The sequence below is a fragment of the Tolypothrix sp. FACHB-123 genome (genome assembly GCF_014697075.1).
GTDB lineage: Bacteria > Cyanobacteriota > Cyanobacteriia > Cyanobacteriales > Nostocaceae > Aulosira.
On record NZ_JACJRE010000008.1, the window covers coordinates 141,168 to 165,065 of the forward strand.

The window sequence follows — 23,898 nt, forward strand, 5'->3', positions numbered from 1 at the left end:
GGCACTAAATCTCTGAATATGTTAGTGGTATCTATGGAGATGATAAAAAAAGTAGCTTTTTAATGATGAGAAAGTTACTATGGCAACAATAGAATTATCGATCTATTACAGATCGCTATTCAATTATTTTTGGTGTGAGAGATGACAGAGCGGGATATTACAGACAGTTGGTCCCGAGGCAGAGCCAGAGATCAGGATGAAAGTCAGAGATTAACCGAAGCACAGCAATTCGGAGAAACTCATTTGTTTAATATTCCAGGAACTGGTTCTAAATCTAAGTCAGTGAAGCGGCAAACAGATCATAATTCCGAAGAGTTACCTTTTAATAGTCAGTCAGAAAAAACTATTTCCCCCGATTTGATTCTCAGTAAATTGCCTCGCTGGATGCAAAATTGGGTGTTGTGGTTAGTATTATTAATGTTAGTTCCTGGGGGAATAGCTTTCTTGGCAACAGCGATGCTTTTAAAGTTGCCAGCCGCCCCCAATTGCCCCAAAATTTTCTGGCCAATGGCTAGTGAGTCGGTGAGGCTACACTGTGCACAGTTAGCAGCTTCTAAGCAAACGGTAACCGATTTACTACAAGCGATTGGCTTGGTGAAGCAACTTTCCAAAAACCACCCGCTACGTGGAGAAGCAGATCGCTTTATAGAAACTTGGTCGAAGGATATTTTACAACTAGCCGATCAAAGTTTTCAAGCCGGAAACTTAGAGGAGGCGATCGCCACTGCGCAGAAAATACCTGATGATGTGCCTGTTTATCAAACAGTAGAAGAACAAATAACTAAATGGCAATCGATTTGGTCAAAGGCTGAGGGAATTTACCAGGAAGCCGAAGCCGAATTGCGGCAAAGAAATTGGCAATCAGCTTTTATGCTGTCTGCTAAATTGTTACGTGTAGATAATAAATACTGGGCAACTACTAAATACGACGAATTAAATCGCATAATTGTTACCGCCAGAGAAGATGGTGAGAAGTTAGCAAAAGCTGATAGTTTAGCTAAAAGTGGGGTTGCTGAGAAAATCCTCGAAGCTATTAAGTTAGCAGAGTCAATTAGTTCAGGTAGTTATGTTTATCAAAAAGCTCAAGAGTTAATTCCGGCATACGGGCGCAAAATGCTGGATTTAGCCCAGGCGAAGTTGGATAAACGGGATGCAGATACAGCCTTAGATATAGTTAGACAAATTCCCGAAAGTACGAAACTGCAAACGGAGGTTGAAGACTTTATCAGCTTGGCTGAAGCCCAAAGAAGTGCTTGGATTGGTACTATTGATTCTTTACAAACAGCAATTTCCCAGGCGCAACAAATCGACCCCTCTAGGGCAGTGTATAACAAAGCACAACAATTGATTGCTCGCTGGCAGTTGGAAATTGAAGATGTTGCTCATTTAGAAAAAGCACGAACATTAGCTAGCCAAGGAACAGTCAGCGATTTAACAGCTGCGATCGCTCAAACTCAGCTGATTCCCAGAGGTAATCCCCGTGCTACTGAAGCTAGACAAGAGGCGGGACGTTGGCAAGCGCAAGTTGAGACTATCCAAGACAGACCTTTCTTGGAGCGTGCCGAACAGATAGCCTATCTAGAAGATGTCAACTCATTACAAGCGGCGATCGCTGAAGCGAGCCAAATCCGGAGTGGTAGGGCATTGTATTCTGAAGCACGGAGAAAAATCCAGAATTGGACGGCGAAGATCCAGCGCATTCAAGATCAGCCTTACTTGGATCAAGCACGAGAACTAGCAGCTACCGGTAATTTGGCAGGTGCGATTAGTGCGGCTCAAACCATTGCCTCATCAGGAAGGGCGCTTTCCGGTGAAGCCCAAACAGCTATCAATGATTGGCGAGAGCAAATCCGTGCTAGAGATAACTGGCAAAAAGCCAGAACCACAGCCCTGACGGGTACGCCGGATGCATTGGTAGAAGCAATCCGCCTAGCCCAACAAGTTCCCAGGCGTAATGTCTTGCGGATGGATGCGAATATTGCCATCGATCAGTGGAGTCAGCAATTGTTAGATATTGCCCGCACTCAAGGACAGTCTGATATTTATAAAGGTATTGAGATTGCCAAGCTGGTTCCTAGAGGGAGTTCTGCTTATAGCGCTGCACAACAGCAGATTCAGACTTGGCGGGCATTTCTCAATCCTGAACCTCAGCCAGCAACTCCGCCAACTTTGTCGCCTTCGCCTAGTAGCACTGAAACGCCAAATTGACGGAACAACTAAATGTAAAGAGCATCGTGGGGACACAATATTTTGTGCCCCTATTTTTTTGCAATGATTTGTGAATAGAGGAGTGAGGGACAAGAAGGCAGCGCCTCGGCTCCTCTCGGCGACCGGAAGCAGGGGGGCAGAGGGGGAAAATACATCAAATACTCTTCCAATGCCCAATGCCCAATGCCCCATACCCCATGCCCAATTAGCTATTCAATATTTGCCGCACTACAGTTAAGGCTGAGTAACTGACGCCGGCTGTGCCTTCACCGGGGTGGGTGGAGTCGCCAACTAGCCAGAGATGGTTGATGGGTGTGCGATTGGCAAAACCAAAGGGGCCGAAGGTGGGGATGCGTTGCCCGATACCGCCAACGATACCGCGATCGCGTGCTGTGAAATGGGCAAAGGTGCGGGGTGTGGCGGCTTCTTGATGAATGATGGTTTCGGGTTTGAGGTAGAAGTATTGCCCTAAACGCGCGATCGCTTGTTCTGTATACTGCTGCTTGAGTTCGGCGTAATTCTCAGTCCGCCACCATCTACGAGTATCTACGAAGGAAGAAGCAATAATTGTGGCTTTACCTTCCGGGGCGCGTCCATCGCCGGGATGGCTAACGGAGACAAATAAGGAATTATTCTCGCCAATCGGCCCTTCGGGATTGTATAAAAATTGCAGGTGAGGCGGGCAATCAGCAGGAATGGCGCTGGCGTCTACGCCTAAATACACGACAAATGCACCGGAGGCTGGGGGTAATTTGTCTACACGCTGTTGATAACCTTTTGGCGCTTGTTCGCCTAAAAGTTGCACGAGGTTTTGGACGGTGACATTTGCAACTATATGATCGGCGGTTTCTGTCCAAACTTCGCCGCTTTGCTGGTTGCGAATGGTAACGGATTTAGCTTGATGATTTTCGACGGTAATTTTTTCAACGGTGTGGCGTAGCAATAATTTACCGCCATCTCTTTCTAAGGATTCTACCAGGCGATCGCTTAAGACTTGCATACTACCTTGGAGGTGAAATAATCCTTGGGGTAGTTGGGATACGCTTAACGCCGTAGCTGCGTAAAGTAACGCTGTTTCTTCGGCGTTGACTTGGGAATATAGCTTGAGTTGTAAATCTAAGAAAGTTCGTAAGCGATGGTCATTACCTAATCTATATAACCGTAAAGCATCGCCCACGGTAAATAAAGTAAAGGGCACAGTAATTAATGTACTGGGGCGTACCGCTTGAGTTAACTGCCACAAATCCCATAAACTGCGTGGCGGTAGCACCGGATCGCGTCCTTGGAATTCCCAGCTAGCTTGAAATAAGGTGGCTAACAATTGCCAAAATGGTTCGCTACCAGGAAATTGCTTTTGTCTTTCTTCTCGCCATTTCTCAGGATCGCGCCAGACATTGATAGGCGTAGATTCGCCAGGAAGATAAACCGCACAAGCCGGATCGCAAGGTGTGGCTTCCGGTAAATCTATGCCCAATTCTGAGAAAATCCGGTGATGAATTCCCCCAGGTTCCAAGCCGGCGACTTGGGTAGCGCCCACATCAAAGGTAAATCCTCGGCGTTTAAAGGTGGAAGCACAACCCCCAGGAACCAAAGCTTGATCGACAATTAAAACACTGTAACCTTTATGGGCTAATAATGCTCCAGCAGTTAGCCCACCTATTCCCGCACCGACGACGATGACACGGGGCTGATTTTCGTTAACAGTTACACCGGGCATTGTTACTTTAGTTTATATTTCTTAATATTATTCTTAATTTTAACAAAAGCCAGACTTAGAGTAATTCGTAGTTGGGAAATTTTGACAGCATCTTGGTTAATGAAATTGAGTCTGTTGGCTAATTGGAGAGAGTTGCCAGGATGTAAAGCTAGAAGCTAACTATATATATTGTTGAATTTGCGAAAAAAGCAGCTAATTTGAGCGTAAATAAAGCGCTTGTCTGATTAAATTTGGGAATACTGATATGAGTTATTTCTGAGGAGTGATAAAAATGGCAGGTAATCGTATCAGTGCTGAGTTTTCCCCAGCAGATCGGGACGCGGTGATGCAGGCTATAGCGACGATTCGGGAGAAATTACCGTTTTTGGTGGATTTGACAACGGAAGACAGGCGCACAATTTTGAAGATGGGTGATAAAAGCCGCGCGTTTGTCAGCAAGGCGTTGGAAGTAGGGACACAAAACCCAAACTTTTTACCCCGTTCTTTTGATTTAGAGGAGATGCGCCGAGATTTAGCGCTGTATGACACCTTGTATCCTGTGCTGTTATCGCTGACACAACTACAAGAACTGGTGGATGATACCTGTATGACTGCTGGTAGTGAAGCATATACAGCCGCTTTAGCAGTTTACAACTACGCCAAAGCTAGCGGTGATGTTGCTGGTTTAGATGGAGTCATAGATGAGATGGGACGTAGGTTTACCCGCAGTTCTAAGAAGAAGAAAGCTGCAACAACTATCGACTAAAATCAGCGCGAATCGGTGTAGGGTGCGTTATGGACTTCAGTACTAACGAACCACAGGAGATTTACGGTGCGTTACGCTAGCGCGATAACACACCCTACCGAACTTGAGCCTTTGAGGGTGAAGCTTGAGCCTTTGAAGGTGAAGCTTGAGTTTTTGAGGGTGAAGCTTGAGCCTTTGAGGGTGAAACTTGAGCCTTTGAGGGTGACAGTTGAGCTTTTGAGGCTGACGGTTGAGCTTTTGAGGCTGACGGTTGAGCTTTTGAGGCTGACGGTTGAGCTTTTGAGGCTGACAGTTGAGCTTTTGAGGGTGATGCTTGAGGTTCTGAATCCAAAATTGTCAGCTTCTTTACTAAATAGATTCAATTGACTGCTGTTTATTCAACAAATTGTTACTAAGCATTGTGGAAAAATCTTGATTCAATATCTCTACTAACAAAACATAACAGCTATGAGCAGTAAACCTGAAATTCTCATCAAGCAGCCTGTTTCTGTCTTTAGCAAGCGTCTTAAAATTGACTTCAAAAGCTTCTTTAAAGAATTAGCCTTAGCTGGGTTAAATACAGCGAGTGGCAATTATAAGGACATCCTAGATAATTTGGTCAATATGAAAGAGAAAATTGGGTTGGCTAAAGAACCGGGAGAAAGAGCTTATTTGTTAATTTTCAAATCTCTAATTCAGGCAATGACTAGTTTAGTAGATGATAATCGAGATTTACTAAATAAAGTTAATAAAAATGAGATTGAGACTATAGTTAAACATCGGTTAGAAAAATGTCTCCAAAATTTAGAGGATACAGAATTAACAATTGACAGCAACTTTTTTGAGCATCCTGAAGAATTAGCTATTGTTCACGCTATAAAAAAACCTTTTCGCCAGTGGTTAACAGAATTTGTCTCTACACCAGCACAAGCAGAAGCAATTACTAATCGTCTTCCTAAAGAGTTTCAATCTTCACTCATTGAAGAATGGAAGAATAATAGCGATAAATATGCAGTTTTACAAAATGAAATGAATACACCATTTATTAAAGCAGGTGAAAGAGAACAAGCTTGGCAACGTTACTCTACATGGTTGCAAAAACAAATTAATGAACGGATGTTTTCTGAAGCTTTTAGTTTGGAACAGGTGTATGTTCCCCTCCGCGCTTACTATGAACGCAAAATTGAAAGTGAAAATGATGATGATTTTACTGGCGGAGGAAGACAGAATTATAAAAAAGATAAAAAAACGGAAAGGATTGTTGTTGATTTACAAACAGAACTGCAAACTTGGTTAGACGAAGCTGATAAAAATGATGCTATCCGGGTAATTAGTGGCGGGCCGGGAAGCGGTAAATCTTCCTTTTCTAAAGTTTTTGCAACGACACAGGCAAAGATAGGCAAAATTTCGGTGTTATTTATTCCCCTGCACCTATTTGATCCAGAAGATGATTTAGTTAATGGCATTAACAAGTTTATTAATGGATTGCGTGATATTCCTCTGCCACCTAATCCTTTGAAAGAAGAAAACTTTGTCGCCAAATTACTGATTATTTTTGATGGTTTAGATGAATTAGCCATGCAAGGAAAAATGGCTGAGGAAGTTGCCCAGAAATTCGTGAGTGAAGTACAAAGACAAGTTAATGCATTTAATCATGTTCAACCTCGCTTGCAGGTTTTAATTAGTGGTCGAGAATTGGTAATACAAAAAAATCAAAGCGATTTTCGTAAACCCAAGCAAATCCTGCATGTTCTTCCCTATTTTGTAGATGAGCAAGAAAGAAAGCAGAATCATTACATTGATGTTCAAAATTTATTAGAACAAGACCAACGGCAAATTTGGTGGGATAAATATGGTAAAGCTAGCGGTCATGGATATAACAGCTTACCCGCAGAATTAGACAAGGGACATTTGAGAGAAATTACGTCCCAGCCGTTATTAAATTACTTGGTTGCTTTGAGTTTGATACGCGGTGTAGTTAAATTTTCCGAAGATAGCAACCTCAATGAAATTTATGCAGATTTACTCACAGAAGTTTATCAACGAAGTTGGGGTGATGAGAACCCAGTAATTAGGGGTGTTGAAGAAAAAGATTTTGTTCGCATTCTCGAAAGTATTGCTGTTGCTGCTTGGCATGGAGGAGATGTCAGGGTAACAACAGTTTCAGAAATTGAAAAAAGTTGTGATAGCAATCTTCTAGAACGGATATTAAATATATTTAAGCAAGATAAAAAAGCTAGCTTAACTCGTCTCCTAACTGCCTTTTATTTCCGGCAACGTGGCTTAAAAGGTCATGAAGAAACTTTTGAATTTACCCACAAAAGCTTTGGTGAGTATTTAACAGCAAGAGATATTGTGAAGGAATTAAAACTCATCAATAACCAGCTAAAAGCTAATCAAGAAGATTCAGATTATGGATTGAATAAGCTACAAGCTTTAGAACGCTGGGCAAAATTATGCGGTTTAACCGCTATGGATGATTATATTTTTAACTTTGTTGTGGATGAAATTGAATTGCAGCAAGATAAATATCAAGTTGATGTCACTGAATGGCAGCAAACAATGTGTAACTTGATAAGTTATATGCTAAAGAATGGAATGCCGATGCAGAAATTGCAGTCGCCCACTTTTCAAGAAACAAATCGGCAAGCACGTAATGCAGAAGAGGCATTGTTAGCTGTTTTAAATGCTTGTGCTAGGGCGACAAAAAAGGTTTCTCAGATTAAATGGCTTTCTCCTGAAGCTTTTGGCACTTGGATTTCTCGGTTACGTGGGCAAAGAGGTGAAGTTGATAGTGATGTTTTTTGCTTAAATTGCTTAAGTTTTTTAGATTTGCAAAACTGTATTCTCTTTTACCAAGATTTTTGTAAGGCGAATTTTCAAGGGTCGAATTTTCAAGGGTCGAATCTTCAAGGGTCGAATCTTCAAGGGTCGAATCTTCGAGATGTCAATCTTCAAGAGGCGAATCTTCAAGGGTCGAATCTTCAACGAGCGAATCTTCAAGATGCAAATCTTCAACGAGCGAATCTTCAAGAGGCGATTCTTCTGGGTGCAAATCTTCAACGAGCGAATCTTCAAGAGGCGGATCTTCAAGAAGCGAATCTTCAACGGGCGAATCTTCAACGGGCGAATCTTCAACGGGCGAATCTTCAAGATGTGAAGATTCAAGGGGCAATTCTTCAAGGGGCAAATATTCACGACGCAAATGTTCGCAACACTCTTCTGAAAGGTAAAATCTAAATCCACTCGATACCCTGTGCAACTAAATATTTCCTCGCCGGCTCCAAAGCTTCTTTCCGCAAAATAATCTTCACATCTGGCTTAGTGAGATACAAACGAAATCGCTGCATAAATAATTGATTAGCCGGCTCAATTTTCTTAATCGCACTCCAAGGAATCAACAACGCTGGTAACCCAAAGTTAAACAAAATAAAAATACTCAAATACAGCCCTTGGGGAGTAACACCAACATTTAAACTTCCTTTGTAATACGCCATCCCCACAGAACCATATTGAAAGCGCGAGAGATTTGCTGGTGCTGGTTCATTGGTGCTGTAGTATTTCGCCAGCTTGTTCCAATCGACGCTGAGGATGAAAATTACAATAACCATAATTAAGATATATCCTGCGATCGCGATCGCAACAGCTTCAAGTGGCATTGGTTTTTCTGGTTACTAGTGAGATAATTTTGCTAAGCAATTCAGCACAATTAATGACATAAATTAATTGCGATCGCTCTATTTACAACGAAAAATTTATACTCTATTTTGCATAATTACTGAGCTAAGTACCGCTTTTCTAGAAAGAAGGGACACAGTTCGCCATCAGTCCTAGATAAGATTAAAGAAGTAAAGCAGCTTTCCACCTCACCACTCACTACTACCAATGACCTCAACCCTGGTAAAATTTCCTCGTCTCAATGCTCCAAAACTCCACCAGTTACCGAACGGTTTAACCATAGTCGCGGAGCAAATGCCGATTGATGCTGTTAACCTCAGTTTGTGGATTAATGTAGGCTCGGCGGTAGAATCGGATACGATCAATGGCATGGCTCACTTTTTAGAGCACATGATTTTTAAGGGCACGAAACGCCTAGCTAGTGGGGAATTTGAACGTCGCATTGAAGAAAGAGGTGCGGTAACTAATGCTGCTACTAGCCAAGATTACACTCATTACTATATAACTACTGCTCCCAAGGATTTTGCCGAACTTGCTCCCCTGCAAATGGATGTAGTATTCAATCCCAGTATTGAGGATGATGCTTTTGAACGGGAACGCTTGGTAGTGTTGGAAGAAATTCGCCGTTCCGAAGATAGTCCCCAACGGCGGACTTTTCGGCGGGCGATGGAAATGGCTTTTGAACGTTTACCTTATCGTCGTCCGGTATTGGGGCCAGAATCGGTGATTTCCCAACTCAAACCCCAGCAAATGCGCGATTTTCACGGGAGTTTATATCAACCCTCCTCAATTACGGCTGTGGCTGTGGGGAATTTACCTACAGAAGAATTAATTGATATTGTTGCTCAAGGAATTAGTGAAACGCTTCACACCAAAGATTCGGAATTGTGGATAGAACCAATACTGCATCCCGAACCGGCGTTTACAGAAGTTGTGCGCCAAGAATTTGTCGATGAAAGTCTTCAGCAAGCGCGACTGGTGATAGTGTGGCGGGTTCCAGGGTTGAAATATATTAATGAGACTTACGCGCTGGATGTTTTAGCGGGAATTTTGGGACATGGACGCACATCCAGACTAGTACATGATTTGCGGGAAGAAAGAAATTTGGTGTCTTCGATTGCTGTCAGCAATATGAGCAATCAACTGCAAGGGACATTTTATATCTCAGCAAAATGCCCAGTTGAAAATGTCGCCGCAGTAGAAGAAGCGATCGCGCAACATATCCGTATGTTACACACAGAACTGGTCAAAGAATCAGAAATTGCCCGTGTACGGCGACGGGTAGCCAACAGATTTATTTTTGGTAATGAAACACCAAGCGATCGCGCTGGGTTGTATGGTTATTATCAATCCATGCTGGGAGATTTAGAGCCAGCCTTTAATTACCCCGCTAATATCCAAGCCCAAGAAGCCAGCGACTTAATGCAAGCTGCTCAACAATATCTGACTCCCGATGCTTATGGTGTAGTTGTAATTAAACCAGAATAGGGCATTGGGCATGGGGCATGGGGCATTGGGCATTGACAACTGACAACTGACAACTGACTAATGACAAACACAATGTGGACAGAAATTGATGCCCATATTAGCCGGGTGACGGGAGAAAAATTTCAGAGTCAGCAAAGGCGCTCGGTGAGTGGTGGGTGCATTAACCAGGGCTATGCTGTCTCTGATCATGAACGTACCTATTTTGTCAAACTCAATCAAGCTTCCCAGGTGGCGATGTTTGAGGCTGAGGCGTTGGGGTTAGAGGAAATGCTGAATACGGCTAGTATTCGCGTTCCTCAACCTTTGTGCTGGGGGATATCTGGGAATTCTGGCTACATTGTGTTGGAATGGCTAGCGATGGGCGGCGGTAACACCAAATCTTCTCAAGAAATGGGGCGAAAGCTAGCGCAAATGCATAAAGCGACTAGTAGTCAAGGTTTTGGTTGGAAAATTAACAATACTATTGGTTCTACGCCCCAAATTAATAATTGGACGGCAGATTGGGTAGAATTTTATGTGAAACATCGCTTGGGTTATCAATTTCAGTTAGCTAGGCGACGTGGGGGGAGTTTTCCTAAGGAAGAGAAGTTATTAGCAGCTATCCCGGAATTATTAGCGGATCGTGATGTAGAACCTTCTTTGGTACATGGCGATTTATGGGGTGGGAATGCTGGGTGTACGGTGTCTGGGGAACCAGTGATATTTGATCCGGCGACTTATTTTGGCGATCGCGAAGTGGATATCGCCATGACAGAATTATTTGGTGGTTTCTCCGCCGCATTTTATCAAGGTTATAACGAAGTCTTTCCTTTAGATGCTGGTTATGAGCAAAGAAAGACGCTTTATAACCTGTATCACATTCTCAATCACTTCAATTTATTTGGCGGTGGTTACGCTTCCCAAGCAAATCGCATGATCGAGCAGATTTTGCAAGGATAAATATAAATGCAAAGTATTAAAATAAATTCTCGTGTGGGACAGGATGGCATTTTACATTTAGAAGTACCAATAGGCTTTAAGGATAAAGAAGTAGAAGTAATGGTAATTTATCAGCCAATTGAAGCCGCCAACCCAACAAAAACACCAGAAGAATTAGGATGGCCTCCTGGTTTTTTTGAACAAACTTACGGTATTTGTCAAGATGATCCAATTGTTATCGATGCTGAAGGAGATTTTGAAAGTAGAGAAGAAATTGTCTGAAGTATTTGTTAGATATAGCAATCCTATATGATTTGTGAAAATTCACGTTGTTCAGATCCCCGACTTCTTCAAGAAGTCGGGGATCTAACTTTTCGCGAATGAATGATTTGCAGATAGCAGCTATAGCGATCGCTCATAATTTGATATTAGGGAACTCCAAAAAATAAATTATTTCGTTAAACGTTGACTGTTGACAGTTGACGGTTCACAGTTAACAGTCAACCGTCAACAGTGAACAATAGCAATGGAATATTTTTTTACTTGGAAGTCCCTTAGTAACTCACAATACCGGCGAATTTAGTCGTGTAACCGGATTACAAATTGAAGATTGGGAAGAATCTTGAACCAGATATGCACCAATAACAAGATGCCTACCCTTTTTATGCCATAATTTCTCTTATTTTGGCAAAATTAGCGTTTTGCTAAAGCTTTACTGTTTTGCTCTGCTATATAGCTTGATTTACGAGTTGTGAAGTTAATATACGTTTCAAAAACTTAGTTTGCGAGTCAGAAACTTAGTTTGCGAGTCAGAAACTTAGTTTGCGAGTCAAAAACTTAGTTTGCGAGTCAGAAACTTAATTTGCGAGTCGGAAACTTAATTTGCGAGTCAGAAACTTAGTTTGCGAGTCGGAAAAGTTAAAATACAATTCACAAACTTAATTTCCATCTCAAAAATTTAAATTTAGGGGAGCAATTGCATTGCGGATTTTCCCTGCCTACACAGCAATGGCATAATTGATTTCTTGGTCATCGTTCTTCCCAATTCAACAAAGTTATTCGCGTCACAGTGAAACACTATCAACTACAACCAAACGCCTTCCCCAGCAATTACCTCAACGACTTATGGGGAGAAATTCACGCTTGTCCTTATTTTGCGGTTAACAATCTCAACCGCGATTTTGTGGGGACGAAGGGATTTTCTGTAGTGTTTCAAAAATCGCATAGAGCAAAGGTAGAACAAAAATTTCCCTACTTTAAGCCTTATATGGATTTGGCGCTGAAGGAGAACTGTAACGCTTTTTACCTCAATCCTTTGTTGCTGAAGGAAGGTTCTCGTGTCGATCCGCACATCGATCGCTCTTTGCGTTCCTATTGTAAAAGCATTGAGCCGCCGTTGTTTGTCAGCGTGCTTTACGTGCGCGTACCTGAGAATATGCAAGGGGGAGAATTGGTATTGCGATCGCAAAAACGCCAGCTTGGACAAATTAAGCCGCAAATGAATACTTTACTCTACTTTCAAGGCGATTTAACCCATTCTGTTAACGCTGTGCAAACCTCTGGTTATCGCTTGAGTCTGGTATGCGAACAGTATAGTTTGAGTGAAGAAGAACTGGCAGAAATCCCAGAATTTACCATTGAGTCAAGAGTTGCTAATTCATCAGCAAGAAAGCGCAAGTAGGACTAATTTGTAATTTGCAATGACAACAATTAGATATTTAGATTCAGGTTTTGGCGGGTAATGCACACCCTACATGTATTTTAAAAATTAGATATAAGTTTTACACAGCCAATACTAGCAATATGACGCAAGTTTCCTTCGCAGAACTAATAGATGGCGCACGCGCTGGGTTATTGGTGAGTTTTCCTACGGATACTGTACCAGCACTAGCATCTTTACCAGAAAAAGCAGAATTAATTTTTGCGGCTAAACAACGCAGTCAGGATAAACCGTTGATTTTAATGGGTGCGAAAGCTGAAGATTTATGGCCTTATGTGCAAGGTCAAGCAGATGAGTATAAAATTTGGCAGGAAATTACAAATAAATATTGGCCGGGAGGACTGACTTTAGTTTTACCTGCTTCAGATTTAGTGCCAAAGGTGATGAATCCTATCGATCCGACGACAATTGGGATTAGAGTTCCCGATAGTGCGATCGCTCAACGCATTCTATCCCAAACAGGCCCTTTAGCTACCACTAGCGCCAATCTTTCTGGTCAGCCGCCTTTGCAAACTATGGCAGAAATTGAGTCTCAATTCTCCCAAGCTTTGACTTTAAGGGTTACAGAAGTTTCCCAGGATGGATCTACTGGGGGTGTACCTTCAACTGTGGCTAAATGGACAGGAAGTAATTGGCAGATTTTACGACAAGGTGCTATAAAGTTAATTTCCTAATGGAAATTTTATTAGATAAAAAACATTTAGCTTTACAAATATCCTTAATTCTCAATGAGTTATGGCTATTTAAGTTTACATAGAAAACTGCTATACCCCATTGATATTAGCTTTAATTTCGCCAATTTACCTGATTTAATGTGTTTACCAGGAATAAAGCCAAGAAATTTTCTATTAAGCAGTGATAGATATTGGTATCCTGACTATTTCTAAAATATTAGGGATTTCACGCTAGTTTTGGTGATGAATCAAGAAAAATTTGCCATTGCGTAGATAAATAAACGATAAATAAGTAATTTGAACATCAGGAACTTAATTTTCTCTGTTTCTGGTCAAAGAATCTAATTGAATAATTGCCAAATACTATGAATTGGAGTAACTGGGTATATTTAGGATTAGGACTAGCTCTAGGAGTGAGTTTTCGTTGGTTAGGGGGACGTTCTGCCAACGGTACAGCTAGCTCATCCTTAGTGGCAACTATAGAGCCAAAATCTTTACAACCAAAAGTAAAACCAGTGGTTGTGGATGATACTTTACTTGAGGCTACCCAGAAAACAGAACTAGAGCCAGAATCTTCGACACAATTGCTGGAACGGTTGCAAGAAACTCAGCTTGCATACGCAATGGCTAAGGAGATGAGCCAATTTAAAGCGGGTTTTTTAGCACGCACTACCCATGAATTGCGATCGCCTCTGAATGGTTTAATTGGCTTACATCAGTTAATTTTGTCTGATTTGTGTGAAAATCCGGAAGAAGAGCGGGAATTTGTGGCGCAAGCTCACGAAAGAGCATTAAAGCTGCTGAAGCTGATTGATGAAATTCTCAATGTTGCCAGAGTAGAGCATGGCACTAATAAGTTAGATATTCAACCCCTGTCACTAGCTGAAGTTTTACAAGAGGTTGATAAATTAACTCACATGCTAGCGGCGAATCGCAATTATCGCTTGCAACTGTCACCGCCAGATGCAGAAACTTATGTTTTGGCCGATCCGCGTTGGCTGCGTCAAGTACTGGTAACTTTAATAGATACAGCGATCGCGCAGATGGAAGAAGGAAGTATTTCTTTAACTACTAGTACTTCAGCAGAGAGCCATACTGCATACATTTGGTTAGATATCCCAGTTCACGCGCTACCGGGAAGTGAATCTATTGATTTTATTAAATCGATAAAGTTCATTGATACAGAAGACAAATCTGTATTGATACAAAAAAATCAGCCGAATTTGTCACCAGGAATGAAGCTGTTACTCAATCAAACTTTGTTGGAAGCGATGGGAGGAAAATTAGAAATTATTCCTACCACCACTGAGTTAGAAACTGAAGAATTTACTAGGTTGCAAGTATCTATACCCCTCGCGATCGCTGAAGTTGAATTTCTCCAGTCGGTAGGGAATTAAGTTCAGATTGGTTGTGTAACACCATAGTTGTGGTTTTGTTACGCTCAAAGCCAATCTTTTCATAAAATTCTTGTTGGTGAGTTGTCATCAAATATACACGCTCAACCGACCTCATGCGAGGATGGCTGAGAACTGTTTCGACTAATTTGCTACCCAATCCCCGACCGCGATATTCTGGATGAATTACCACATCCCAAATTGTGGCGCGATATATCCCATCGGAAGTTGCTCTGGCAAAACCAACGAGTCGCTGCTCATCCCACAGAGTAATCACAGGTTCACTGTTGGCGATAGCTATACTCAAATCTTCAATACTCCGTTCTCTCGCCCAAAAAGCCGAGAGATTAAATAGCTGTTGCAGTTGTTCGAGGTCAATTTGGGACTTGCGATCGCTAAATTGAATTTGAGAATAGTTCATTGACAACACCCGGAGCAGTATTTTTACCAGCTTTCACCCTTATTTTTACAGATTTTGCTAAATATGCAGCGGTGATTTTTGGGCTTGTTCTGGGGTGCGATCGCATAAAAACCACAAACAGAGAAATTTACACTACAATATACTACAACTATATTGACTTTTCATCATGTTTCCTCCCTGGTAAGTTCCTAAAAATCAATTCATCGCCTTAGTTAGGCGGAGCTTTTGTTCGTGGATTCCCCCTCCAGATACAACGCAATTATGAGTTTGCGTGAGCGATGAAATCTTGAGGACGGGAGAATTCCACAATGCCATTGAAGAATAAATCCAAAACCACCAGGAAAGCGATCGGATTAATTATCATTTTCCTGATGATTGAATTGTTAGATGAGTTGGTTGATGGGGTGAGAGGGGCAGCTTGGCCGCTAATTCGTCATGACTTGCACTTATCCTATGTGCAGGTAGGTATGTTGCTGACTATACCCAATACGATCGCGAGTTTGCTTGAGCCAATTTTAGGAATTTGGGGCGATGTAGGGCAGCGACGACAATTGATTTTGGGCGGAGGAGTTGTTTTTGCGATCGCTTTGCTGCTGATTTCCCTCAGTAATGACTTTGCCCTGCTATTAGCTGGCTTTGTGTTGTTTTATCCAGCATCCGGCAGTTTTGTGAGTTTGTCGCAAGCAACCTTAATGGACATAGAACCGACTCGCCACGAGCAAAATATGGCACGTTGGGCATTAGCAGGTTCATTAGGTAATGCAATCGGGCCTCTGTTGTTGGCAGGGGCAATTACTTTAAAGCAAAGTTGGCGGAGTGCTTTTTTTAGCTTGGCGGTATTTACGGTATCGCTGTTGGCAATGGTGTGGCGTTATCCCCTGGTAAATCCAACTTTGTCTGTAAATGAAGGCTTGCCAAGCTTCCAGGATGGCATCGGCAATGCGATCGTGGCCTTAAAACGAGCATCAGTATTGCGCTGGCTGACATTGTTACAATTTTCAGATTTGATGTTGGATGTACTCAGCGGCTTTTTAGCGCTTTACTTAGTCGATGCGATCGGTACCAGCAACACCCAAGCGAGCTTGGCTGTCACAGTTTGGTTGAGTTTTGGTTTACTGGGTGATTTTTTATTGATTCCCTTACTGGAACGGGTGCAGGGATTGAGTTACTTAAAGGTGAGTGCCCTGCTGGTGTTAGGGCTTTATCCAGCTTTTTTGGTAGTTCCTCACTTTACAGTCAAGCTAATTATTTTGGCTGGTTTGGGTTTGCTCAATGCTGGTTGGTATTCGATTCTCCAAGGACAATTGTATACAGCGATGCCAGGGCAGAGTGGTACAGTCATGACACTCAGCAACGTGTTTGGTTTAGTAGGTGGATTCATGCCCCTAGCATTGGGAATCTTAGCTCAACAGATTGGTTTGCAGTCAACAATGTGGGTTTTACTGGCAGCGCCTATAGTTTTGCTCTTGGGATTGTTTAAAGTTTAAATGATGCATTAAATATTTATTACATGAGTAGGGGTACAAAGCTTTGCACCCCTACAGATAGATAAGCGTTGATTGTTGACTGTTGACTGTTAACAGTTTTTATTACTATTTATGCAATTTAGACGCGCATTAGCTTAATTGATATGTTGTCGTCCCAAGAAGCTAAAGCACATCTATTTTGAGAACTATAGTTTTAACAAGTAGTGGGAGCATCTTGCTCCCTGCTTTTCGTAGCGGGCAAGACTTCGGCGTGAGCGCTCAGTCGAAAGCTGCCCCCACTACTCCAGGTTTCAAAATGGAGGAGGTTTAATTCATTTACCCCTACTAATATCTAGCGTTACATAATAGCTATGTGCAGCCAACAGGGAAATTTCACTTCTATCTTTACTTTTTTAAAAAAGTTCTCTAAAAAATGTATTCATATTTACTCTAATTATCTTTAATTTCTTTTGTTGGCTGACATACCCACTTCCATAGAGGATGACTAGAACCTTGCTGGCGGATGCGAAATACTTGCTTTTCTAATTGTTGCTTTTCCTTTTCTGGCAGTCCCATCAAAATATTGCGACTTTGCCAAATTAAAACAGAAGTTGTCATTCCAATACACAAGGCTAAACCAAAGGTAGACAGTGGATGGTATACAAGTCCATATCGCACTGCTACCCAAGTAAAGTATTGTCGCCATAGAGCAATTTCTGCTTTGAGGTTCCACAAGCAAATAGGCGCGATGGTTAGCCACAAGCAACCGACAAACAACCATCGACCGTAGACTGTCAGCTGATGTAGCCTTTGCACTTGTTGAGCAAAAGTTGGGTCAGGATTGTGCAAGTTATTGCCATTAAGTGACGGTTGTTCCGATTGATCCATAGAGCTGAAAACGGCAGAATATGAGTGCTATTAATGGGAATTGCGGATTTGCGATTTTTGATTGGGGATACTGTTGTTGAAGATATGCCACCAATCGCAAATCATCCAATCTATCGCAATTGAGTTTGAGCGATCGCAAATTCACCCAACTAGGAAATAGCGGCAAGTTTAAGTATCTTGGGAACCAGCAGAGGTATCGAGCATCTCAGGACTAGCTCCTGCACTAGATTTACCAGTACGTTCTCGCCAGAGAGTTAGCAAAGTACTAGCGATAAAAATACTCGAATAAGCCCCCGCAATAAAGCCAATTAGTAGAGCTAAAGCAAAGTTTTTCAGGGTTTCTCCCCCAAAAAACAAGATAGCCAATAAAGGCAGCATGGTTGTTAAGGTGGTGTTGATGGATCGGCCTAAGGTTTGGTTAACCGCATCATCCACAATCTCAGCTATGGGACGGTTGGGATTGATTCTCAGGGTTTCACGAATGCGATCGTAAATTACTACGGTATCGTTGACGGAAAATCCTGTAATCGTCAACAGGGCGACGATAAACAAGCTGTCTACTTCTGTACCTAGTGTTAAACCGAATATGGAAAAAATCCCGGCTGTAATGAAAACATCATGAAATAGCGCCACAATGGCAAATAAAGCATAGTCCAACTGAAAGCGGACTGTTAAGTAAAGAATGATGCCCACAAAGGACACAATCAGGGCGATAATGCCGGAGGTAAACAACTCTCGTCCTAAAGATGGCCCTACGGTGTCAATTTGGTTTTTTGTTTCGTCAAAAGCACCGATTTTTTCGCTTAAGGCAGTTTGCAGCTGAGTACGCTGTTTGAGATCTAAGGTTTTTGTCCGGATTAAGATGCCATTTTCGGCTTTAGTTTCTCTGTCAGCAACAATTTGGATACTGCTATCACCCAGTCCTTTGTCTTTAGCTACATCTCGGACGACATTAATATCAATTGGTTGGTCGCAGTTACCAGGTTTATTGCAGTCCCGTTCTAGGAGCAATCTTGTACCACCGACAAAATCTAAACTGGGACGCAGGGGTGCTTTAATGTTGGGGTTTTGCCAAGAAATCACCATTGCAGCGATACCAGCAAGGATAACGGCAGACGAAATAACCCACCAAAGCGATCGCGATTTGTTAATACTTAGTTTCATTGCGCTACCTCTGCCTTATTCGATGTTGGCAGGTTCGGACAGTATAATTCTGGTTTACGTAGTGAGGAAATGGAAATAGCTACAAACATGAAGGTGCGGCTACAAGTAATAGCACTAAACATACTCATGGCTACCCCTAAAGCCAAGGTGACGGCAAAACCTTTGACCAAGCCAGAACCTAACCAGAATAGTGCGGCACAGGCAATCACTGTGGTGACGTTACCATCGAGAATACTAGAAAAGGCGCGATAAAAGCCAGATTCTACAGAACGATATAAGCTTTTACCTGCTTGCAATTCTTCTCTTGTGCGTTCAAAAATTAGTACATTGGCATCCACTGCCATGCCAATACTCAGAATAAATCCGGCAATCCCTGGTAAAGTCAGGGTGATACCCAACAAAGCAAAGCTAGCCCAGGTTAACAAAGCGTAAATAATCAGGGCGAAATTGGCAATTAAACCGGGTAGGCGGTAATAGACCACCATAAAGATTAAGACTAAAATTAGTCCGCCAATCCCTGCATAGATACTGCTTTGAATACTGTCTTTACCTAAAGTAGCGCCAACTGTGCGGATTTCGGCAATTTCTACGGGAACGGGTAATGCACCACCACGTAGCTGTACGCCTAAATCATTGGCTTCTTGGGGGGTAAAAGTACCTGTGATTACAGCTGAACCACCAGTAATCCCGGTAGCTGCAAATTCTGGGCCGACGCTAGGAGAACTGATTAGTTCATTATCGAGAAAAATGCCAATCGCCCGTCCAGTACCGGCGAGATTTTTTGTCAGTTCCGCAAACAGTTCGCCACCTTTGGGTTTAAAGCGAATAGCCACATTCCAGTTATTACCTTGTTGGGTGGGTTCACCATAGGCATTTTCTAGATATTTACCAATCAGGGGCGGATCGGTACTTTCAAATAAATCAGCGATCGCTTGATTATTTTTCTGTAACTCTTCTTGATTTTTAGCGATCGCCGCAGCATCGTCGCTCTTTCTCAATTCGTCTTGCTTTTTCTTCAATTCAAATCGCGAAGCTCTAAAAGCAAATAGTTGAGGTTCTGTACTTGGTTTTTGTTTACGAAATTCTAACTCTGCTGTACCGCCAAGAATTCTTTCGGCTTGTTCTGGATCGTTTACCCCTGGAAGTTGCACCAGGATTTTATCTGTACCCACAGTTTGAATTACCGGTTCAGAAACGCCGAGTCCGTTAATCCGTCCTTCGACAACTTTCTTAACACCTTCCAATTCATTTTCGGTGATTTGCTTAATTTCTGCTGTTGGTTTCACTTGAATTGTTAGCTGTGAACCTCCGCGCAAATCCAATCCTAAGGGAATGGGAATTGTGAGAATCACTGCAATAGCAGCAATAATCAAAACGACAATTAACGCTAATAGCGATCGCTGTTTTTGCATACCATAACCATCACTCGCAACTGACAAAGGCTATAATAGCGCTCTTTTTCATCGTTATGAGTTATTGGTTAGGAGTGTTGACTGTTGACTGTTGACTGTTAACTGTTAACTGTCAACGGTTTCGTGTGAAGTCAGAGTCTCCTCTTCCCCATGCCTAATGCCCCATGCCCCATGCCCAATGCCCAATGCCCAATGCCCAATGCCCAATGCCCAATGCCCAATGCCCCATACCCATCATGTATACTTAAAAACAGCACATCCCAACGCCGGCAATGACTGTTAAACCCCAGAAAATCCTGATATTAGCTGCAAATCCCACCAATACATCACGATTGCGCCTCGATCAAGAATTGCGTGATATCAAGGAAGGGTTGCAAAGGGCACAAAATCGGGAGAACTTTGAACTACGGTATGATTTAGCAGTCCGTCCGAGGGATATTCGCCGCGCTATTTTGGATTATCGTCCGAATATTATCCACTTTTCTGGGCATGGTGCAGGGATACAAGGACTAGCTTTTGAGGATGAAACAGGAAAAGAACAGCTAGTTACTGGTGAAGCATTAGCTGGGTTATTTGGACAGTTTTCTAAACAAGTAGAATGTGTGCTATTGAATGCTTGTTACTCGGAAGTCCAAGCTGAGGCTATTTCCCAACAGATTAATTATGTGATTGGAATGAACGATCAAATCGGAGATAAAGCCGCGATTGAGTTTGTTGTCGGTTTTTACGATGCGCTTCTGGCTTATAATCCCGAATATGATGAAGGTGCGCCTGTAGAGTTTGCTTTTAATATTGCGCGAAATGCAATACAGTTAGCTGGTGTATCTGGCGAGTTGATTCCTGAACTTAAAAAAAAACCCATTTAACACCCCATCACCAACCTTTAGGCAATCTTACCAACGTTCCAGAGTTACCGCCGCACTTTTTACCCCGTCTTGAAGAACTTGCACCCTTAAAACAGAAAGTATTATCTTCAACAAAGCAACCTGTGGGTATTACAGGTAAAAGTCGGCGTGTGGGCGTGCAAGGTATGGGCGGAATTGGTAAAACAGTCTTAGCTACAGCCTTAGCGCGGGATGAAGAAGTGAGAAAGGCGTTTCCTGATGGGGTATTTTGGGTAACATTTGGACAAACGCCGCAGATTTTAACTTGGCAATCTTATATTGCTTCGGCGTTGGGTGAGAAGCAAGCGGCTTTTACCGAGGTGGGATTAGCGAAAGCGCGGTTGCGGGAGTTGTTTGCCGATAAAGCTTGCTTGCTGATTTTGGATGATATCTGGCGTTTGGATGATGCGACGGCGTTTGATGTGTTGGGGGAACGCTGTCAGATGTTAATTACTACCCGTGATGGGGCGATAGTCACAGGGTTGGGAGGGGAAGAATATCAGCTTGCGGTTTTAGATGCACAACAGGCGTTAGCACTTTTGGCAGATTGGGCAAATCAACCGGAGATTTTGCAACCCAGTCCGCACAATGATGTTACTTTGCAGGTAGCGCGAGAATGTGGGTATTTGCCCTTAGCATTGGCGATGGTTGGCGCGATGATGCGGGGGAAACCTGCAAATCGTTGGCAGAATATTTTAGAAAAACTCCGCAGTGCTGATTTAGAGAAAATAAAACAACAGTTTCCCGATTATCCTTATCCCGATTTACTTAAGGCAATTGCTGTTAGTGTGGCAGCTTTGGATGAGAATAGCCAACAGCGATATTTAGATTTTGCGGTGTTTCCAGAAGATACACCCATACCCGAAGCAGTTTTGCAGACTTTTTGGGAACCCTTGGGGTTAGATGAGTTTGATAGCCAAGATGTCATTGATGAATTGGTGAGTAAATCTCTGGCTTTGCGGGATGAAGCGGGAAATTTGCGGTTGCATGACTTGCAGTTTGATTATGTGAGGAAGCAGTACACGACATTAGCAACCGAAAGTGAGGGGATAGGGTTTTTACACAATCGGCTGTTAAATGCTTACAGCGAAAAATATCTCGAAGGCTGGCATAGTTTAGAAAATGACGGTTATATTTGGGAGAATTTAGCCTATCACTTGCTGGCTGGGGGAAGGGATGGGGAATTAAAACAACTGCTGTGTGATTTTCGCTGGTTGCAGAGGAAGTTGGAGAACATCAATATTAATGCTTTGATAGCAGATTATGATTTTTTGCCGGAGGATGAGAATTTACAGTTAATTCAAGGTGCATTACGGCTGTCGGCACATATTTTAAATGACGATAAACAGCAATTGGCAGGGCAATTATTAGGGCGGTTGCTGGGTTTTGCAAGAGAAGAAATTCAGAGATTGTTAACGCAGGTGCAGCAATGCAAAACTCCTAGTTTACTTCCGCAAACAGCAAACTTAACTCCTCCTGGCGGCTCCTTAGTACGTACCTTAGTAGGTCATAGTGACTCGGTAAAAGCGCTCGCCCTCACCTCTGATGGCAAGTATGTGATTTCTGGTTCCGATGACAACACCCTCAAAGTCTGGAATTGGCAAACTGGTGAACTACTGCGTACCCTAAATAATCATAGTTCCTCGGTACAAGCGCTTGCCCTCACCTCTGATGGCAAGTATGTGATTTCTGGTTCCGATGACAACACCCTCAAAGTCTGGAATTGGCAAACTGGTGAACTACTGCGTACCCTAAATGGTTATAGTGACTGGGTAAAAGCGCTCGCCCTCACCTCTGATGGCAAGTATGTGATTTCTGGTTCCGATGACAACACCCTCAAAGTCTGGAATTGGCAAACTGGTGAACTACTACGTACCCTAGAAGGCCATAGTAGCTGGGTATATGCAGTTGCCTGGAGTGCTGATAGCAAGTACGTGATTTCTGGTTCCGGTGACAACACCCTCAAAGTCTGGAATTGGCAAACTGGTGAACTACTGCGGACTCTAAATAATCATAGTTCCTCGGTAAAAGCGCTCGCCCTCACCTCTGATGGCAAGTATGTGATTTCTGGTTCCGATGACAACACCCTCAGAGTCTGGAATTGGCAAACTGGGGAAGAACTGCGTACCCTAAATGGTCATAGTGACTGGGTAAATGCGCTCGCCCTCACCCCTGATGGCAAGTACGTGATTTCTACTTCCGGTGACAACACCCTCAAAGTCTGGAATTGGCAAACTGGTGAACTACTACGTACCCTAGAAGGCCATAGTTACTGGGTAAATGCGCTCGCCCTCACCCCTGATGGCAAATACGTGATTTCTGCTTCCGATGACAAGACCCTGAAAGTCTGGAATTGGCAAACTGGTGAACAACTACGTACCCTAGAAGGTCATAGTTACTGGGTAAATGCGCTCGCCCTGACACTAGATGGCAAATACGTAATTTCTAGTTCCTATCACAAAACTCTCAAAGTCTGGGATTGGCACACTGGTAAACAACTGCGTACCCTAGAAGGTCATAGTGGCTCTGTAAATGCAGTTGCCCTGACTCCAGATGGCAAGTATGTGATTTCTGGTTCCGATGACAACACCCTCAAAGTCTGGAATTGGCAAACTGGGGAAGAACTGCGTACCCTAGAAGGTCATAATAGCTCGGTATATGCAGTTGCCTGGAGTGCTGATAGCAAGTACGTGATTTCTGGTTCCGATGACAAGACTCTCAAAGTCTGGAATTGGCAAACTGGTAAACAACTGCGTACTCTAGAAGGTCATAATAGCTCGGTATATGCAGTTGCCTGGAGTGCTGATGGCAAGTACGTGATTTCTGGTTCCGATGACAAGACTCTCAAAGTCTGGAATTGGCAAACTAGTGAACAACTGCGTACCCTAGAAGGTCATAGTGACTGGGTACATGCAGTCGCCATCACCCCAAATGGCAAGTACGTGATTTCTGGTTCCCATGACAATACTCTCAAAGTGTGGAATTGGCAAACTGGGTCAGTAATTGCCACTTTCACAGGGGAAAGTTCAATATATTGCTGTGCTGTTGGATCAGATGGGGTGAGAGTTGTTGCTGGGGATGTATCGGGACGGGTGCATTTTTTGCGGTTGCAAACCAAGTAAGACTAATTTGTAATTCGTAA

19 protein-coding genes are annotated in these 23,898 nt (G+C 42.8%); 13 read left to right on the forward strand and 6 right to left on the reverse strand.

The genetic code is table 11. The annotated features are described in order from the left end of the window. The first annotated feature begins 141 nt into the window (after positions 1 to 141). Positions 142 to 2,208, forward strand: coding sequence for a chromosome segregation ATPase (locus H6G41_RS08110; protein ID WP_190745315.1), 2,067 nt, complete (start codon positions 142 to 144; stop codon positions 2,206 to 2,208). Positions 2,209 to 2,413: 205 nt separating this feature from the next. Here the strand turns inward: H6G41_RS08110 and crtD are convergent, their stop codons facing one another. Beyond that, entirely contained in the window at positions 2,414 to 3,925 is a 1,512-nt protein-coding gene (gene crtD, locus H6G41_RS08115; protein WP_190745317.1) for a C-3',4' desaturase CrtD, read from the reverse strand. Positions 3,926 to 4,196: 271 nt separating this feature from the next. Between crtD and H6G41_RS08120 the strand changes: the two genes are divergently transcribed. From H6G41_RS08120 to H6G41_RS08130, 3 genes are all read left to right on the forward strand, one after another. After that, complete coding sequence (locus H6G41_RS08120) at positions 4,197 to 4,670, forward strand: hypothetical protein (protein ID WP_190745318.1); 474 nt, start codon at positions 4,197 to 4,199, stop codon at positions 4,668 to 4,670. Positions 4,671 to 4,736: 66 nt separating this feature from the next. Then, the gene (locus H6G41_RS08125; protein WP_190745320.1) at positions 4,737 to 5,036 is read left to right on the forward strand and encodes a hypothetical protein; all 300 of its coding nucleotides are present in this window, start codon (positions 4,737 to 4,739) and stop codon (positions 5,034 to 5,036) included. Positions 5,037 to 5,117: 81 nt separating this feature from the next. After that, positions 5,118 to 7,889, forward strand: coding sequence for a pentapeptide repeat-containing protein (locus H6G41_RS08130; RefSeq protein ID WP_190745322.1), 2,772 nt, complete (start codon positions 5,118 to 5,120; stop codon positions 7,887 to 7,889). On the opposite strand, the gene H6G41_RS08135 is transcribed toward H6G41_RS08130, so the two are convergent. Next, positions 7,886 to 8,308, reverse strand: coding sequence for a hypothetical protein (locus H6G41_RS08135; RefSeq protein WP_190745324.1), 423 nt, complete (start codon positions 8,306 to 8,308; stop codon positions 7,886 to 7,888). The genes H6G41_RS08130 and H6G41_RS08135 overlap by 4 nt on opposite strands. A gap of 226 nt (positions 8,309 to 8,534) precedes the next feature. Here H6G41_RS08135 and H6G41_RS08140 point away from each other — a divergent pair, with 226 nt between their 5' ends. The 6 genes from H6G41_RS08140 to H6G41_RS08165 all read left to right on the forward strand — a co-directional run bounded on the left by H6G41_RS08140 (position 8,535) and on the right by H6G41_RS08165 (position 14,524). Continuing rightward, positions 8,535 to 9,815, forward strand: a complete 1,281-nt coding sequence (locus H6G41_RS08140; RefSeq protein WP_190745326.1) for a pitrilysin family protein — start codon at positions 8,535 to 8,537, stop codon at positions 9,813 to 9,815. Between the two features lie 72 nt (positions 9,816 to 9,887). Further along, positions 9,888 to 10,754, forward strand: coding sequence for a fructosamine kinase family protein (locus H6G41_RS08145; protein ID WP_190745424.1), 867 nt, complete (start codon positions 9,888 to 9,890; stop codon positions 10,752 to 10,754). A gap of 6 nt (positions 10,755 to 10,760) precedes the next feature. Continuing rightward, positions 10,761 to 11,015, forward strand: a complete 255-nt coding sequence (locus H6G41_RS08150) for a hypothetical protein (protein WP_190745328.1) — start codon at positions 10,761 to 10,763, stop codon at positions 11,013 to 11,015. Between the two features lie 787 nt (positions 11,016 to 11,802). Further along, positions 11,803 to 12,414 carry a 2OG-Fe(II) oxygenase gene (locus H6G41_RS08155; RefSeq protein ID WP_190745329.1) on the forward strand — a complete coding sequence of 204 codons (612 nt, stop codon included), beginning with the start codon at positions 11,803 to 11,805 and terminating at the stop codon, positions 12,412 to 12,414. Between the two features lie 122 nt (positions 12,415 to 12,536). Then, entirely contained in the window at positions 12,537 to 13,127 is a 591-nt protein-coding gene (locus H6G41_RS08160; protein ID WP_190745331.1) for an L-threonylcarbamoyladenylate synthase, read from the forward strand. A gap of 365 nt (positions 13,128 to 13,492) precedes the next feature. Next, on the forward strand, positions 13,493 to 14,524 hold the full coding sequence (locus H6G41_RS08165) for a sensor histidine kinase KdpD (RefSeq protein ID WP_190745333.1): 1,032 nt from the start codon (positions 13,493 to 13,495) through the stop codon (positions 14,522 to 14,524). Here the strand turns inward: H6G41_RS08165 and H6G41_RS08170 are convergent. Next, the gene (locus tag H6G41_RS08170; RefSeq protein ID WP_190745335.1) at positions 14,472 to 14,942 is read right to left on the reverse strand and encodes a GNAT family N-acetyltransferase; all 471 of its coding nucleotides are present in this window, start codon (positions 14,940 to 14,942) and stop codon (positions 14,472 to 14,474) included. The genes H6G41_RS08165 and H6G41_RS08170 overlap by 53 nt on opposite strands. A gap of 308 nt (positions 14,943 to 15,250) precedes the next feature. Between H6G41_RS08170 and H6G41_RS08175 the strand changes: the two genes are divergently transcribed. After that, positions 15,251 to 16,429, forward strand: coding sequence for a sugar MFS transporter (locus H6G41_RS08175; protein WP_190745337.1), 1,179 nt, complete (start codon positions 15,251 to 15,253; stop codon positions 16,427 to 16,429). Positions 16,430 to 16,858: 429 nt separating this feature from the next. Here the strand turns inward: H6G41_RS08175 and H6G41_RS08180 are convergent, their stop codons facing one another. The 3 genes from H6G41_RS08180 to secD form a co-directional block, all read right to left on the reverse strand. Further along, positions 16,859 to 17,296, reverse strand: coding sequence for a hypothetical protein (locus tag H6G41_RS08180; RefSeq protein ID WP_190745339.1), 438 nt, complete (start codon positions 17,294 to 17,296; stop codon positions 16,859 to 16,861). Between the two features lie 168 nt (positions 17,297 to 17,464). Further along, positions 17,465 to 18,460: a protein translocase subunit SecF gene (gene secF / locus H6G41_RS08185; protein ID WP_190745340.1), complete on the reverse strand. Its 996-nt coding sequence runs from the start codon at positions 18,458 to 18,460 to the stop codon at positions 17,465 to 17,467. Beyond that, entirely contained in the window at positions 18,457 to 19,872 is a 1,416-nt protein-coding gene (gene secD / locus H6G41_RS08190; RefSeq protein ID WP_190745426.1) for a protein translocase subunit SecD, read from the reverse strand. Before secD ends, secF begins: the two co-directional genes overlap by 4 nt. Positions 19,873 to 20,144: 272 nt before the next feature. Between secD and H6G41_RS08195 the strand changes: the two genes are divergently transcribed. Then, positions 20,145 to 20,738, forward strand: a complete 594-nt coding sequence (locus H6G41_RS08195) for a CHAT domain-containing protein (protein ID WP_190745342.1) — start codon at positions 20,145 to 20,147, stop codon at positions 20,736 to 20,738. A gap of 122 nt (positions 20,739 to 20,860) precedes the next feature. Next, a complete protein-coding gene (locus H6G41_RS36075) occupies positions 20,861 to 23,878 on the forward strand; it encodes an NB-ARC domain-containing protein (RefSeq protein ID WP_190745344.1) in 3,018 nt (1,005 codons plus the stop codon). Positions 23,879 to 23,898 lie beyond the last annotated feature (20 nt).